The organism is Geofilum rubicundum JCM 15548 (genome assembly GCF_000974365.1).
Classification (GTDB): Bacteria; Bacteroidota; Bacteroidia; order Bacteroidales; family Marinilabiliaceae; genus Geofilum; species Geofilum rubicundum.
Genome location: NZ_BAZW01000054.1, coordinates 1 through 14,884, shown reverse-complemented (window position 1 = coordinate 14,884; position 14,884 = coordinate 1). Strand labels below are relative to the sequence as shown.

10 protein-coding genes and 1 pseudogene are annotated in these 14,884 nt (G+C 47.8%); 3 read left to right on the top strand and 8 right to left on the bottom strand.

Annotated features, from left to right (window positions below; all coding sequences use genetic code 11):
• Positions 1–97: 97 nt before the first annotated feature.
• The 3 genes and pseudogenes from JCM15548_RS24555 to JCM15548_RS16820 all read right to left on the bottom strand — a co-directional run bounded on the left by JCM15548_RS24555 (position 98) and on the right by JCM15548_RS16820 (position 1,951).
• Positions 98–972 (bottom strand): annotated as a pseudogene (locus tag JCM15548_RS24555) (ATP-grasp domain-containing protein).
• A gap of 323 nt (positions 973–1,295) precedes the next feature.
• Positions 1,296–1,652, bottom strand: a complete 357-nt coding sequence (locus tag JCM15548_RS16825) for a helix-turn-helix domain-containing protein (RefSeq protein ID WP_062127830.1) — start codon at positions 1,650–1,652, stop codon at positions 1,296–1,298.
• Between the two features lie 5 nt (positions 1,653–1,657).
• Complete coding sequence (locus JCM15548_RS16820) at positions 1,658–1,951, bottom strand: type II toxin-antitoxin system HigB family toxin (RefSeq protein ID WP_062127828.1); 294 nt, start codon at positions 1,949–1,951, stop codon at positions 1,658–1,660.
• Between the two features lie 178 nt (positions 1,952–2,129).
• Here JCM15548_RS16820 and dinB point away from each other — a divergent pair, with 178 nt between their 5' ends.
• Positions 2,130–3,323, top strand: a complete 1,194-nt coding sequence (dinB, locus tag JCM15548_RS16815) for a DNA polymerase IV (RefSeq protein ID WP_227625970.1) — start codon at positions 2,130–2,132, stop codon at positions 3,321–3,323.
• Between the two features lie 53 nt (positions 3,324–3,376).
• Positions 3,377–6,310, top strand: coding sequence for a DNA polymerase III subunit alpha (locus JCM15548_RS16810; protein WP_062127825.1), 2,934 nt, complete (start codon positions 3,377–3,379; stop codon positions 6,308–6,310).
• A gap of 87 nt (positions 6,311–6,397) precedes the next feature.
• On the opposite strand, the gene JCM15548_RS16805 is transcribed toward JCM15548_RS16810, so the two are convergent.
• Positions 6,398–7,918 (bottom strand): DUF6383 domain-containing protein, encoded by a 1,521-nt coding sequence (locus JCM15548_RS16805; protein WP_062127823.1) that lies wholly within the window; start codon positions 7,916–7,918, stop codon positions 6,398–6,400.
• 323 nt (positions 7,919–8,241) lie between these two features.
• On the opposite strand from JCM15548_RS16805, the gene JCM15548_RS16800 reads away from it, so the two are divergent.
• Complete coding sequence (locus tag JCM15548_RS16800) at positions 8,242–8,862, top strand: trimeric intracellular cation channel family protein (RefSeq protein WP_062127851.1); 621 nt, start codon at positions 8,242–8,244, stop codon at positions 8,860–8,862.
• Between the two features lie 8 nt (positions 8,863–8,870).
• Here JCM15548_RS16800 and JCM15548_RS24550 read toward each other — a convergent pair whose 3' ends face one another.
• The 4 genes from JCM15548_RS24550 to JCM15548_RS16785 are packed head-to-tail and all read right to left on the bottom strand — an operon-like array spanning position 8,871 to position 14,711.
• The gene (locus tag JCM15548_RS24550) at positions 8,871–9,962 is read right to left on the bottom strand and encodes a C-terminal helicase domain-containing protein (protein WP_227625969.1); all 1,092 of its coding nucleotides are present in this window, start codon (positions 9,960–9,962) and stop codon (positions 8,871–8,873) included.
• A gap of 35 nt (positions 9,963–9,997) precedes the next feature.
• A complete protein-coding gene (locus JCM15548_RS24545) occupies positions 9,998–10,882 on the bottom strand; it encodes an AAA family ATPase (protein WP_227625968.1) in 885 nt (294 codons plus the stop codon).
• Complete coding sequence (locus JCM15548_RS16790; protein WP_062127821.1) at positions 10,879–13,011, bottom strand: tetratricopeptide repeat protein; 2,133 nt, start codon at positions 13,009–13,011, stop codon at positions 10,879–10,881. The genes JCM15548_RS24545 and JCM15548_RS16790 overlap by 4 nt, the downstream gene beginning before the upstream one ends.
• A gap of 14 nt (positions 13,012–13,025) precedes the next feature.
• Positions 13,026–14,711, bottom strand: a complete 1,686-nt coding sequence (locus JCM15548_RS16785) for a M23 family metallopeptidase (RefSeq protein WP_062127819.1) — start codon at positions 14,709–14,711, stop codon at positions 13,026–13,028.
• Positions 14,712–14,884 lie beyond the last annotated feature (173 nt).

Below are 14,884 nucleotides of genomic sequence, written 5' to 3'. Positions count from 1 at the left end.
AAGTAGTATAAAAAAGGCTGAGAATCCTTGGCTTTAGGCATCTTACACAACCTTTAACATCCGTTTTCAGAATTGGCCGGTACTATTTTAACCGGTGCTATTTTAAAATCAGGAACTCTTTCAAATCTGACTGAAGGATGTCTTCAAGCAGCTTTTGGTTGTGGCGACTGGTGCGGGCGTATTGAAAGGCAAAAACGCCATGTTTTTTGTAATCGATTTTACGCAGTTCCAAAGGATCTTCAAAATGCGCTTGAAAGCGCTCGTAGTCGATGGCTTCAATGTCGTCGGCAGGGATGTCCTTGGGAAGGTCGGCCACCACCATGCTATATATATCGCTGTTGCTGCTTTTTAAAATGTTGGGCCAGTCGGGCTCTGTCTGCTCAAAGAAGCACTCATACACATTGATGCCGTAAGCATACCAGGCCAGGTCGGTGACGCACCAGCCTGCAAAGCGCATGGGGTTGACCTCAATGGGGACAATTCGCTGGTTTTGATCTACGCGGACTTCAATGTGCATGGGGAAATGGCTGAGGCCGGCCACTTCTCCCAATTGCCGTAAGAAGGCCTGAAAAGGCTGGAGCCAGGTCTTCATAATCTCACGGGAAGTGAGATAGACACGGTCGCTGACATCTTCATCGGAGGAAAAGAGGTGTTGCAGGATGTTGAGTAGGACCGGTTGACCCTCGCGGTTGTAATAGACATCAATGGCAAATTCATCCCCGCTGATGATTTCTTCCAGAATGAAGTTGGTAGTATTAATGACTTCATTGGGGTATAGGCCTGGCGGTCGGCCACATCCCGCTTAAGTTGTTGCAATATCTGTGGCCATTCAGCCCGGGAGTTGATCACATAAACGCCAATGCTGAAAAATCCGACAGATGGTTTAATGATGCAGGGCAAGGGCAGGGTCTGGATGTCGATGCTGTCCAAATCCTTAAAGGCGATTTCCCGAAAATAGAAGTTGGGATACATCCCCTTGATGAGCTCTCGGAATTTGACCTTATCCTTGAAGTTTTGAATGTGCCGGGGCAGACCGGTGAACTGCAGATGGTTGCTGATCCATTCAATGGGGTTCTCTGAATTGGTATAGATAAGGGGGGATGGATGCTTTTGGGCTTCTGCCACAAAAGCCGCGTCGCTGAGGTAGTTGAGCTGGTCGCTCAAGCCCAGTTCACGGGTGGCTGCATTGCGGAGGACCGGAGTTTGGGTTCTGATAAGCGTTTCTTCCAGAAACTTAGAGACGTAAGGGTGGTCGAGTATGATCATTTATATATGATGTTAGCAAAATGTGCCTTTTAATAATCTGCAATTAATGTCTCATATGGAATTTTTAGCTTATCATGCAATCGACGAATCATTTCCAATGTCAATTTACGTTTTTTACTAAAAATCTCAGAAACACGACTTTTATATCCAATAATCTCAGCTAAATCGCTTTTCTTCATATTCATTTGCTCCATGCGAAACTTTATCGCCTCAATCGGGTCGGGCGGGCCAATCGGATAATGTACATCTTCATATTTTTCAATCAAGATGCTAAGTATTTCAGCTTCGTCTCCTTCGGGTGAATCAATCGACGCATCAAAAATAACCTCGAGTCTGTTTAATGCTTGTTGATAATCCTCCTCTGTTTTAATCACTTTAATATCCATAGCATTTAAATTTTTTCTGCTTCAATTTCATAATAATCTGTATGTGTACCAATGAATCTAATGAAAATCCATTGTCTCAAATAGTTGATATGTGCAATCAGCCTATACTTATTGCCACATATATTAAATACCACTCGTCCCGCTTTTAAAATACTTGCTTTGGGATATTCATTTTTAATATCAGTCGGGCTTGTCCAATTAGCTTTACTTGCTTCTTTATACCAAGTTTTTAATTGGTCTTTCGAATCAGCATGCTTTTCCCAAAATTCTCGTAGTATTTTTTTAGCAATAACTCTCATTTTTATTTTTTATCAATCGAAAAACAAAGATAATAAAAAGGTTACCAATACGGTAATTTGTGCGAATTTATTTTTATGCAGGAAGCTCTTTTAAGTGAAAGACGTATGAGCGTCGGAATCGAATTTTATAATGGACCTTGTCTTGCCCATTTTTGTAAAAATGATTATATTGAAATCGTTGAATAGATTAAAATATAATCATTTTATGCATCCGGATTATTTATTACAGCCTGATAACCGGCAAATTGTGCACATCGATCTGGATACTTTTTTTGTGTCGGTTGAGCGTTTGCAGAACAGTGCCTTGAAGGAGAAGCCCGTTATTATCGGGGGCTTGTCGGACCGCGGCGTGGTAGCTGGTTGCAGTTACGAGGCGCGGCGCTTTGGTGTGCACTCGGCCATGCCCATGCGCATGGCCCGGCAGTTGTGTCCCCAGGCGGTTTATATCCGTGGCGACATGGATACTTACAGCCATTACTCCCATGTGGTGACCGACATTATTGCCGAGAAGGTGCCGGTGTATGAGAAGGCCTCCATTGATGAGCATTACCTGGACCTGACCGGGATGGACAAGTATTTTGGGTGTTACAAGTTTTCGCACGAGTTGCGGCAGACCATTATTCGAGAGACGGGTTTGCCCATTTCCTTTGGACTGTCGGTGAATAAAACCGTTTCTAAAATAGCCACAGGAGAGGCCAAGTCGGGCGTTTCGCGGGAGCTGTATGTCGAGCGCGACCAGGTAAAGCCCTTTATGGATCCTTTGTCGATTAGCAAAATTCCCATGCTGGGGCCCAAAACCTTTCGCTTGTTGCGCAGCATGGGTGTGGATAAAATAGCGACTTTGAGTCAGTTGCCACCCGATGTCATGGAGCGCGTGCTGGGCAAGAATGGCATTGACCTTTGGCGCAAAGCCAATGGCATCGACCTGACGCCCGTAGAGCGCTACTATGAGCGCAAATCCATTGGCTCGGAGCAGACCTTTGAGGCCGATACCACCGATATGCGGTTTCTGAGCGAGTGGTTGGTACGGATGACCGAGAAGCTGGCCTTTGAGTTACGTACCCGGGGCAAGCTGACTTCCTGCGTGGTGGTGAAGATTCGCTATTCCGACTTTGACACGCACACCATTCAAAAGCGTATTCCTTACACCTCGTTCGACCATGTACTCATCCGGGAAGCCAAAGAATTGCTGCAGCGCCTTTATACGCGGCGGGTGCTGGTGCGTTTGATAGGGGTGCGCTTTACGCATCTGGTGTCGGGAAGTCAGCAACTCAACTTGTTTGAAGATACGCCTGAGCAGGTCAATCTTTATCTGGCCATGGACCGCATAAGGAAGCGGTTCGGGGCGGACGCAGTGGGGCGAGCGGTATAGTAACTCGGATACCTAACGACCTAAAAATCTAACGACCTATTGTATAATAATACATGTATTTGAATTGTCATACTTATCACAGTCTCCGTTATGGAGTGTTGTCGCCTGAGGCCCTGGTGCAGCGGTCGGTTAAAGCTGGTGCTGAGGTCTTGGTGCTGACCGATGTGAATAGCACATCGGGGGTGTTTGATTTTGTGAAAGCGTGCAGGAAGGCGGGTATTACGCCGCTGGTGGGGCTGGAGTTCAGGCAGGAGGGCAAGCTGTTGTACACCGGTATTGCTAAAGATTTTAAGGGTTTTGGGGAACTGAATCGTTTTTTGACGCAGCACCTTTTGACCAAGGCGCCACTGCCGCCCTATCCGCCGCCATTTAACGATGCCTTTGTGGTGTTTCCGCTGGAAGGTCCGGCCCCTTTGGCCTTGCGCGACAATGAATACCTTGGCATTAGGCACAACCAGCTCAATCGCCTGATTACCCCCTCTGTAGCCGCTAAAATGCACAAGTTGGTGGTGTGGCAGCCGGTGACCTTTGGCAATCGGACCGGTTTGGAAGTGCACCGGCATTTGAGGGCGGTGGATAAAAACACTTTGCTGAGTCGCTTAACCGCTGCCGATATGGCTACGGAGTACGACTGGCTGGTGCCGCCCGGTCGACTGAAAGCGGCTTTTGAGCGCTATCCGCTTATCTGGTCCAACACCGAACAGTTGTTGAAGCAGTGTTCTTTTGATCTGGACTTCACGAGCGTTAAAAATAAGCAGACCTATGCCGGCAGTCGCTCGGCCGATGCCGGTCTGCTGGAGCAGCTGGCGCTGGATGGCATGGTGCAGCGTTACGGGGCTGACCACCGGGAAGCGCGTGAGCGGGTGGACAAGGAATTGGCCATTATCAATAAACTGGGTTTTGCCGCTTATTTCCTGATTACCTGGGACATTATCCGCTATTCCATGTCGCGCGGCTTTTACCACGTGGGCCGTGGCAGCGGGGCCAACAGCGTGGTGGCCTTTTGTCTGAAAATCACCGATGTGGATCCCATTGAGCTGAATCTCTATTTTGAGCGCTTTCTGAATCCCAAGCGCACATCGCCACCCGATTTTGATATTGACTATTCGTGGCGCGAGCGGGAAGAGGTGCAGCAATACATCTTTAAGCGTTACGGTCGGGAACACGTGGCCTTGTTGGGGGCTATATCCACCTTTCAGCAAAAATCGACCATTCGGGAGCTGGGGAAGGTGTACGGGCTGCCAACGGAGGAGATTGAGCAAATGACGCATCCCGGCGCCACCGGCGACGGGGTAACGCGGAAAATACTGAGCGTCGCCGCCCATTTGACGGATTTTCCCAATCTGCGCACCATTCATGCGGGAGGGATTTTGGTGACCGAGCAGCCCATTACCGACTATACCGCTTTGGATATGCCGCCCAAGGGCATGCCCACCACGCAGTTTGATATGTACATGGCAGAGGACCTGGGTTTTGAAAAGCTGGACATTCTTTCGCAACGGGGGATTGGACACATCAAGGAGTGTGTGGAGATTGTAGCGCAGAACCGGGGCGAAAAGGTCGATGTGCATCGGGTGGAAGTTTTTAAGCAGGATGAGCGGGTCAAGGCGCTACTGGCCAGAGGGGAGACCAACGGATGTTTCTATATTGAGAGTCCCGCCATGCGGGGACTGCTCACCAAATTGCGTTGCTCCGATTATCTGACGCTGGTGGCTGCGAGTTCCATCATAAGGCCCGGGGTGGCCAAATCGGGCATGATGCGCGCCTACATTGAGCGTTTTCATAATCCGGAGGGCTTTCAGTATCTGCATCCGGTGATGGAAGAGCAGTTAAAAGAGACCTATGGCGTCATGGTCTACCAGGAAGATGTGATCAAGGTGGGGCACCACTTTGCCGGATTGGATTTGGCCGATGCCGATGTGTTGCGGCGGGCCATGAGCGGTAAGTACCGCTCACGTGAGGCTTTTCAGCGCATAACGGAGCGGTTTTTTAGTAATTGTAAGGAGCGGGGCTATCCGGATGCTTTGGCGCAGGAGGTATGGCGACAGATAGAATCCTTTGCCGGCTATTCCTTTTCAAAGGCGCATTCGGCTTCCTATGCGGTTGAAAGCTTTCAGAGTCTTTATTTAAAAGCTTACTATCCTTTAGAATTTATGGTGGCGGTGATCAATAATTTTGGCGGATTCTACGCCACCTGGGTGTATGTGCATGAGGCCAGGCGCTGGGGGGCTGCCATTCATGTGCCCTGCGTCAACCGAAGTGCGTATGCGACCTCCATTAAGGGCAAAGATATTTTTCTGGGTTTGATACATGTGCGGGATTTGGAGCAGCAGTTGGCGCAAAGGGTGGTGGATGAACGGGCCAAAGGCGGTGCTTACCGGGACTTGCCCGATTTTATTGAGCGGACCGGTGTGGGGCGCGAACAGCTCGTCCTGTTGATTCGTCTGGGTGCCCTCCGCTTTATCGGTAAAAACAAGCCGGAACTTTTGTGGGAGGCACATTTGTATCTGACCCGAGAAAAGGCGAAGGTGCCCGCTGCCCGTTTGTTCCCTGCGCAGGCCAGAAAATACCAGTTACCACAGCTGATTCAGCAGCCCATTGAAGATGCTTATGATGAGATGGAGTTGTTGGGATTTCCGGTGGGTTATACCTGGTTTGATTTATTGCAGACCGGTTTCAGGGGGGCCGTTAAGGCGCGTGAATTGCAGCATAAAGTGGGTGAAAAGGTGCGGGTGGTGGGACAGCTTATTACCATTAAGTATGTGCGGACCGTCAACCGGCAGATCATGCACTTTGCGGCTTTTATTGATGATGAGGGGCAGTTTTTTGATACGGTTCATTTCCCACAAACCCTGAAAGCTTATCCCTTTAAAGGCCACGGCGTTTATCTTATTTTGGGCAAAGTGGTAAGCGAATTTGGCTTTCCCTCTATTGAGGTAGAAAAAATGGCGGTACTGCCGTTGAAGCCCGACCCAAGGGGCGGGTGATTATTTTTAAATTCAAAAAGGCAGTGAACCGTTGTCCACTGCCTTTTATCCTAAAATCTATGATTCAATTCAAATCATTGATAGAGTTTATTTTACAATCACTTTGCTGGCTGCATTGTCCACAACCACGATGTAAATACCTGATGGAACAGGTACGGTAACAACAGAAGATGTGGCAGCTTGTCCAAAGACTTTTGTTCCACTGATTGAATAAACCTCAACATTCTTACCTTCACAATCGTTGATGACGACACTGCCATTGGATGTGTAGATGTCCAGGATTCTTGGTTCAAAACCGATGGATGTTGTGGTTGCATATTCAGCCAGTTCAGCAGGCACTTCTTTGCCAGCCAATACATACATGGCATTGCGCAGAATGGTCAGCCCTTCCTGAGTCATGTTGCGACCGCCATTGGCCAAAATAGCGCCAGTATTGTAACCAACGGTCACCATTCTGGCCGCCAAGGTTTCACCACCTACGACTGTTCCTTCTGGAATGTCATTGATACAAATTGAAACAACATGGCCCTCAGTTACATTGGTAGGCACGGCCAGTAGCGTGCTTTCAGTCGAAATGCTTACCTCACGGGCATAGTTCAATGCTTTGACACTGTTGGCAGCATTCGCATCTCCATCATCATTTGTAGGAGCTAAGAACAATTGCGCTTCGTTGTTGGCATCAAAAGTGATACCCTTAAAGAGATCGTTGGCCTGATTGGCAGGATCTACCGTGATGTTTAATCCGGGTGCTTCTGAGCCGGTTGCAGCGGAACCATCGGCCAGGGCACGTCCGCTTTTGAAGGCATATGACTTGTTGTATAATACGGGCTTGTTTAATTTGGCCAAACCTAATGCGCCGTCAGGCGTTAGGATGCCATCTCCGCTGCCAAAACTTTCCTGTACTACCAATACATCATAGGCGGAAAGATCATGTTCGTCAGTCGCAGCTACTGAGGTCAGGATGTTTTCAACAACGGTAAAGTTGGGATCGGCCTTTAATAACTCCAACAAGGGGTCCTCAGCTATGGTTGCAGCTGTTTCAAACATGGCTTTTTCTTTGGCAAAGAAACCTACAACGGTTGGGACAACCGGCTCTTCCACCACTATGTTGTAAATGTTAACCCCACTGCTCGGCGACCACAGATATATGGTTGTAGCGTCACCTGTGTATTGGAAAGTGGTGGCTGTCAAAGAGGCACCCAGAGCATCTGCTGCGCCTAAAAGGTTTTCTTCGGCAGAGCCTCCTGCAGCAACATTTAATAAACGGTCTGCACTACCTGAAGATGACATGCACATAATTGTGATGGAGACATTTCCTGTTACGTCAAAAGCAAGAACTCTTGAAACTGGTAAGCCACCTTCATCAAAGTTGCCGGATCCTCCCAGCTTCAGGCGATGGGTGTAGTCAACGCCATCGAGTGATTTATTGTTGGCATCAACCGTTACATTGCCTTCAGAATAGATGGTTAGTCCTTCAACTGTTGTTGTTGTTGCAACATCCCCTAAGGCATTAAAGGCAGGATCACTGATGTTCCAGGAGGCAATTTGCGCCGTTGCAGTTCCGGCAAAAACCAGGAAGGCGATTAGAAATGTGTAGATTTTTTTCATAATTTAAAAGTTATATAATTAATAGTAACAATGATTAATTAGTGTAAAAGTAAGGCAAAAGAGGGCGCGGGAAGTGTTATAAATTGTCTGAATGAGGGAGGTAAATTGATTTGAGGGTGTATTTTTTGGTCAATGCGGCCAGCCTAAATGGTTTATTGTTAAGGTCCGGATGATTTGTGACCCATTTTTTGATGTTTTAACATCTGTGCTTTCGGGGAATAATGGATGAAATCATCTCTGTCGAAAAATGCACGAAAATATTTGGAGAGTCATCCATTTTCTTTCAGAAAGTTTCTTTTCTTTGCGGCCACAAAATGGGAGACATGAGCATATTATTCTGGTTGGATTATATTGGTACGATGGTATTTGCCATGAGTGGCGTGTTGACGGCAGCCGAGAAGCGCTTCGATTTGTTTGGGGTGATGTTTATCGGGGTAGTGACGGCCATTGGCGGAGGTACTACGCGTGACTTGTTGTTGGGCATTACACCGGTGACCTGGTTGAGCACGCCCATCTATTTGTATTTAATTCTGGCAGGTGTGCTTGTGGCGATGTTGTTCAGAAATGTTTTGGCTTCTTTGCGACGTACTCTTTTTCTTTTTGATACCATCGGGATTGGGGTTTTTACCATTATCGGACTGGAAAAAGCGCTGAACCTGGGTGTTCATCCTGGGGTAGCGGTATTAATGGGCGTTACTTCTGCCGTTGTGGGCGGTGTTATAAGGGATACCCTGACCAACGAAGTGCCTTTGATTTTTCAGCGGGAGATTTATGCCACGGCTTGTATTGCCGGTGCCCTGGTGTATTTGTTGCTGCGCCACTTGGGGTTGGATCCGGCTTTGAATCAGCTGTTCACAGCCGGGGTAATTATTGCGACCCGACTCCTGTCTATTCATTTTAACTGGTCCATGCCCATTTTGTCGATGCCGGAGAAGAAAGAATGAACGCCCTCTTATAAGTCTTCTTCGCTTTCTTCCAGAGTTTTGCCTATGTTTTTATAGGTTTTGGCTTTTTCTGTTTCGCCCATTTTGGTGCATACCTTGCTCAGTACTTTATATACTTCCGGGTTGGATTTTCGCAAATGCATGGCTTCCAGCAAATCCTGATAGGCCGGCTCCAGATGGTTGAGCTGAAGTCTTATTTTTCCACGCAGCAAAAGGGCTTTAAAGTGGCGTTGCTTGATTTTCAGAAGTGTGGAGCAATCCTTTTCAGCACCGGCCGTGTCGCCTGTTTTTCGTAAAAGGGTGGCTCTCCTGAGCAGCGCATCCACAAATAGCGGATTCAGCTGTAGTGCCTTATTTAAATTGGCAATGGCCGAACGGTCGTCCTTAAACTTGACTTCACACTCATTGGCCATGAGGAAATATTCACGGGCAAAATCCTCTACATTTTGCTGATTTTGTTGCAGTCGTGCTTCCAAATCGGTGATCTGATTTTTGTAATGATCAATGAACAACATTTCCCGGGCGATGAAACGTTGCAGACCGGGATTGTTCATGTCGTTGCGGTACTCAATGGCTTTGGCAAAATGAGCAATGGCTTTGGGCCAGTTTTGTTCCCTGAAGGACTGTAGCGCCAGTGCATAGGCACTGTCGGCCTTGGCTTTTTTGAGCTCTTCCTCTATGAGTTGCTTGTTGTTGGCAGCCCTTGCAAATTCTTCTACCTCCCGTTTTACAATGATATCGCTTTCTCTGACAGGTGTTTTTAATACCATGCCCTCCAGGGAGCGACAGCGACTGAGGGCAACGTACAACTGACCACCGGCAAATGCCCCGCCACTAAAGTCAATCACTACCTTATCGAAGGTCAGTCCCTGACTTTTATGCACCGTGATGGCCCAGGCGAGTTTGAGGGGGAACTGATTGAAGGAGCCAATTTCTTCAGCGATGATCCGGTTGTTGGCTTCATCGTATTTGTAGCGCAGGTTTTCCCATTTTTCAAGCGTCACCAAATGGATGTCGTCGTTTTCCAATCGCACATAGATGCCTTCCTCGCTGATTTCGTCCACCATTCCCAGACTTCCGTTGAACCAGCGGCGCTCCATATCATTTTTGACAAACATCACCTGGGCATTCTCTTTCAGAATAAGATTCTTAAGGGTGGGAGACTCGATTCGGGATATTCGCCGGATATTTTTCCGGTGAAACTGAATTCATCTCCTTCCAGTTCCCCGAGGCGCTGCTCATTGATGTAATCCACCGTATCCCGCCGGGTGGCTAAAGTGATGAATAGTTCATCTCTGGGTGTTTGGAAGCTGGGATTAAGTTGCTTGTTGATACTTTGGATTTCGGGGTCAGCCGCTTTTTTTAAGCGGATTTTGTCCAGAATATTGACAAACACCGGATCGCTTTGTCGGTAAACTTTTTGCAATTCAATCTGAACCAGTGGTATTTGTTGAAATACCCTTGCGGAAAAGAAATAGGGTGTCTGATAAAAGCGGTTGAGGATTTGCCACTCGTCGCGCTTAACCACCGGCTCCAACTGGAAGGCATCGCCCACCAGTAGCATCTGCTTACCGCCAAAAGGCGTGTTTTTGTTGCCTGAATAGACTCTGAGCACCTGGTCAATAAAGTCCAGCGTGTCACCCCTTACCATAGAAATTTCATCAATGATAATCAGCTCCACTTCCCGTATAAGTTGGATTTTGGCCTTGTTGTATTTCAGAAAGTCGTATATCCGACGGTCTTTGGTCGACAAGTCGGGGTCATTCGGAAGAATGGGGCGGAAAGGTATTTTAAAAAAGGAATGCATGGTCACGCCGCCGGCATTTATCGCTGCAATACCGGTAGGCGCCAGTACGATGTGTTTTTTATGCGTGTTGTTACAAACGTAGCGCAGAAAGGTAGACTTACCGGTGCCTGCTCTTCCTGTCAGATACACCGATGAAGAGGTGTATTGTATCAGTCGCAAGGCATCCTGAAATTCAGGGTTGTCCGTATCTATGTGTTCAGGAATTTCTATCATTCTTGGTCCTCGTCGTATTCTTCCAATTCGCCTGAACTAATTCCGTACCGTTTAATCACATTGTAAGCTTCAAAGATTCCCAGTTCTCCTGCCTTGCTTAAATCCAGTGTTCCGGTTGCGTCATTCTCCAGGAAAATGTTTGTTAATCCCCTGTTGAACCAGGCTTCTGCAAAATCGGGATTGGCTTCAATGGCGACAGAAAAGTGTTCGATGGCCGCTTCAAAGTTACGCATTACTGCCTGAATCATCCCTAAGTTGTAATGGGCAAATTCAAAATCCGGGTCTATTTCCAGGACTTTTTCGAGGTCTTTTTGAATGAGGTCATAGTCGAGTATCCGCCGCTCCTCCTGCTGACTTTGCGCCGGAGTGCGGGAGCTGACCGCACCCATTTGTAACGGTTGCTGATCAGGTGTTTCCGCCTCCATGCTGCGAATGGTTTCCACCATTTTATAGCGGGTGTAGGCCCGGTTAAAGAGGGCAGGGACATGCGCCGGATCCAATTCGAGCACCCGGTTGAAATCTTCCAGCGCATTGTTGAGGTTCAGTACTGTATTGTAGAGCGTTCCCCGCACAAAGTAGAGCATGCTTTGGTTTGACTCCCCGGCCGTTTTTAACTGCTCACTGATGTCATTGATTTGGGTGAAAATGTCGGCCGCCGTTTCGCGGTCAGGTTCCTCCTCGACATTGGCCAGTTCCAGTGACCGGTCCAGCGGCTGCCGTCTGTTGAGGGCATCCACTTCCATGTTGAAATAGCGCAGACGGTGTACCAGTGTGTCGCCTGGGTAAAAAGTAAGGCCAAAGACCTGTTCCATATCAATAATAATATTTCGGTCCTGAATGCGTCCCCTCAGCGGATTGGTGGAAGCCTCCTCCTGGGGCTCATTGCCAAAGTCGTCCAGCACCGCCACCTTGTCATAGTTTCGGATGTCGGTATCTTTTTCAGTCCGTGTCGCTTTGCGCGCTGAACCCTTTTGTTCATCCTTTTTGTCTTCTGAAGCTACTGGTGTTTCGGTTGCGGCCTGATCGGATTGTTCGCGACGCTCGAGTTCCAGTTTAACCGCTGTGCCATAATCGAGCTCTGCACCATAGTTGTCTCCCAGCATCTGCTTCACATGTGAGCGGTTTTGGAACACCGGTGCAAAATCGGGGTAGTTGTCGGCCACAATATTTAAATCGGCCAGTGCCCTTTGCCACTCACCAATTTCCATATAAAGCATGGCCCGGTAATAGAGCGTGAGCCAATCGTCACTCTTTAGTGCCAGTACCCTTGAAAAATCTTCAATGGCCCTGTTGGTATCCCCCACCTGCGCTCTTAAAATACCCCTGTTAGAGTAGGCCATGGCGTTTCTTGGTTCCAGTTCAATCACCTTGTCGAAGTCCTCCACCGTGCCCCGCAAATCATCCATCTGGTAACGAATGATGCCCCGGTTTAAATAGAAGCGGGCATCATCGGGGCGCAGTTGAATGGCTTCGTTTACATCGTTTAAGGAAGCTTCGTAATTACCCGTTTGATAGTAAACGATGGAGCGGTTGGCATATCCGTCAGGTATAAAGGGGTTTAGAGAAATGGCCTTGGTGAAATCCTCCAGTCCTCCAGTGGTGTCTTCCATGGCCAGCCTGGCCAATCCTCTGTTGAGCCAGGCAGACACCAGGGTTGGCGACAGTTGAATGGCGTCCGAATAGGTTTCAATGGCCTTATCGTATTCCTTACTGTTGATTTGGGCAATTCCCTTATTAACGATGAGGTTGATGTTTTCCGGGTCAATGGTCATCCCTTTATCGTAATCCGCTATGGCCTCTTTGGTCCTTCCTAGTTTCTGACGTATAATGCCCCTTAAGTTATAGGCATCCACATAATAGGGATTGATTTCGAGTGATTTGGAGATATCCTGTTCAGCCCCTTTGAGATCATCCAGACTATATTTGCCAATCGCTCTGTAATAATAGGGCTCACTTAAATAAGGTTTGGCTCTGATGACATGGTTGAAATATTGGATGGCAAGCACATAGTCCTCAAAATACAGCGCATTGCGACCAATGATGGTCATTCTGTCCGTATCTACCTGAGCCTTCATGGGCATATGGCCCATGACAGTGATAAAAATGAATATGTAGAGTAGTTGGTGCATCTTATTTTCTCTTCCTAATAGATGAATTCAGTATTAAGGGTGGAGGCATTGCCCGTATGGTCGGTTACCACCACCTCCAGTTGATGTTTAGATCCTTTGTCGATACGCAGGTTTTTGAAATAGCCGGTCAGCGCACGGTTCTTTGGATCGTATTCGAACAAGGCCCATTCTCCGTTAATGCGGCACTCGTAGGTGTTTATACCTGAAAAGTCATCACTGAGGTTTAATTGGATGGATGCCCGGTGGCTGTAATTGCGTGCCGATGGCACATTCACCAGTCGCACACTGGGCGGTGTCACATCGGTGGTCAAACAATAGGTCCCCGCTTCCCGGGTACGAATGAGCATGTTGTTACCAACGATTTTGCCACCGGCATGGCTTAGCTTTCCGTTTCTGACCAGGGCCCCTGTCAAGCCGGTTTGTCCAATGGCTTCATCCGGAATGGGTAAGGTTACTTCGAAGAAGTTGTGAATGGGAATTTCCTCATTCAGCACCCTGAAGTGGGATCCGATGCCAACACCGGTGTTCGGTAACAGCTCAAATTCGGCCGGTACTTCCGTATAGAAGCTATTGGCGGGAAAATGGGCCTTGTAATTTTCCAGACTGATGAAGTAAGGATTGTCGGGACTGATTTTCAATAGCTCAGGAGCTGCCTTAACGGCTGGGGTTTTAGAGCCGGGGAGGCCTTCGATGTTAAATGCCAAATGCGATTCGTTGCCGTTGGCATCGGCCACATCGTAGCTGATGTGGTGGTTATGGCCCGGTTGTACGAATATCTTTCCCCTTTCAGCCGTGGTGGTGTAAAATTCAAGCTGGTTGTTTTCATCCACAAAGCTTTTTTGAATGACGTTGCGGTTTTTACGACGCCCGGCATAATCTATGTGGCTATTTAAATAGCGGGTTTGATGGAAGAAAAAGCCATCTATTTGGGAGCGAAACCAGTCCTTCCCATCCAGTTGGAGTTGAATGCTGTAGACCCCGCACTTGCGCCAAGAGTCGTTTGAATAGTCGATGGTTTCAATGCCCACGCCAATCTGCCCGGAAGCGGTAATTTTTGGATTCCCCTTTAAATGATACTGACCGCCATGAAAAGTAGCCGGCAGAAACAAAGGGGTGTTTTTGCCGTTGACCAGACTGTTGGCATCCAAAGGATAGATGCTTACAGCCTGAATGATTGGGGAAACATCATCTTTAACCGGCAGGTTAAAGAAATGGGGGTTGATGGGCTTTTGTGCGTCCGTTTCGCGTATCTCGAAATGCAAGTGGGGGCCACCCGAGCTACCTGAATTTCCTGAAAAAGCGATGACCTGTCCCTTTTCAACCGGCATTTGACCGGGGGTAAAGGATTCATCAATGGCAAAGGACTTCTTTTGGTACTGGATATCGGTCACGATTTTTTCAATATCCGCGGAAAACCATTCGCAATGGGCGTAAACCGAGGTGTAGCCGTTGGGGTGATTGATGTAAATGGCTTTGCCAAAACCCACCGGAGACACCGCTATGCGTGATACATAGCCCTCATCAATGGCATACATGGGTAAGCCGGTTCTGCCTTGTGTTGTAAAATCCACACCGGAATGGAAATGGCTCCCCCGCAATTCGCCAAAACTACCACTGATGAATGCGGCGTTGGAGAGGGGGAAATGAAAGTCCCATTGGGGATATACCTGCCCATTCATCAACAAGGGCCAGGTCCACAATAGTATAGTGGTTAATAGGTTGTGAGCTAATTTTGCAGTTTTTTTGAACAACGGCATACTAAATACTTGTTTGTGGTTGACAAGATGCTAAAATAATCAAATTTAACGCAATTACAGCGCAATTTTCAGGCCAAGATCAAGTAAAATGGAAGGGGCAACTATATATTAACAGC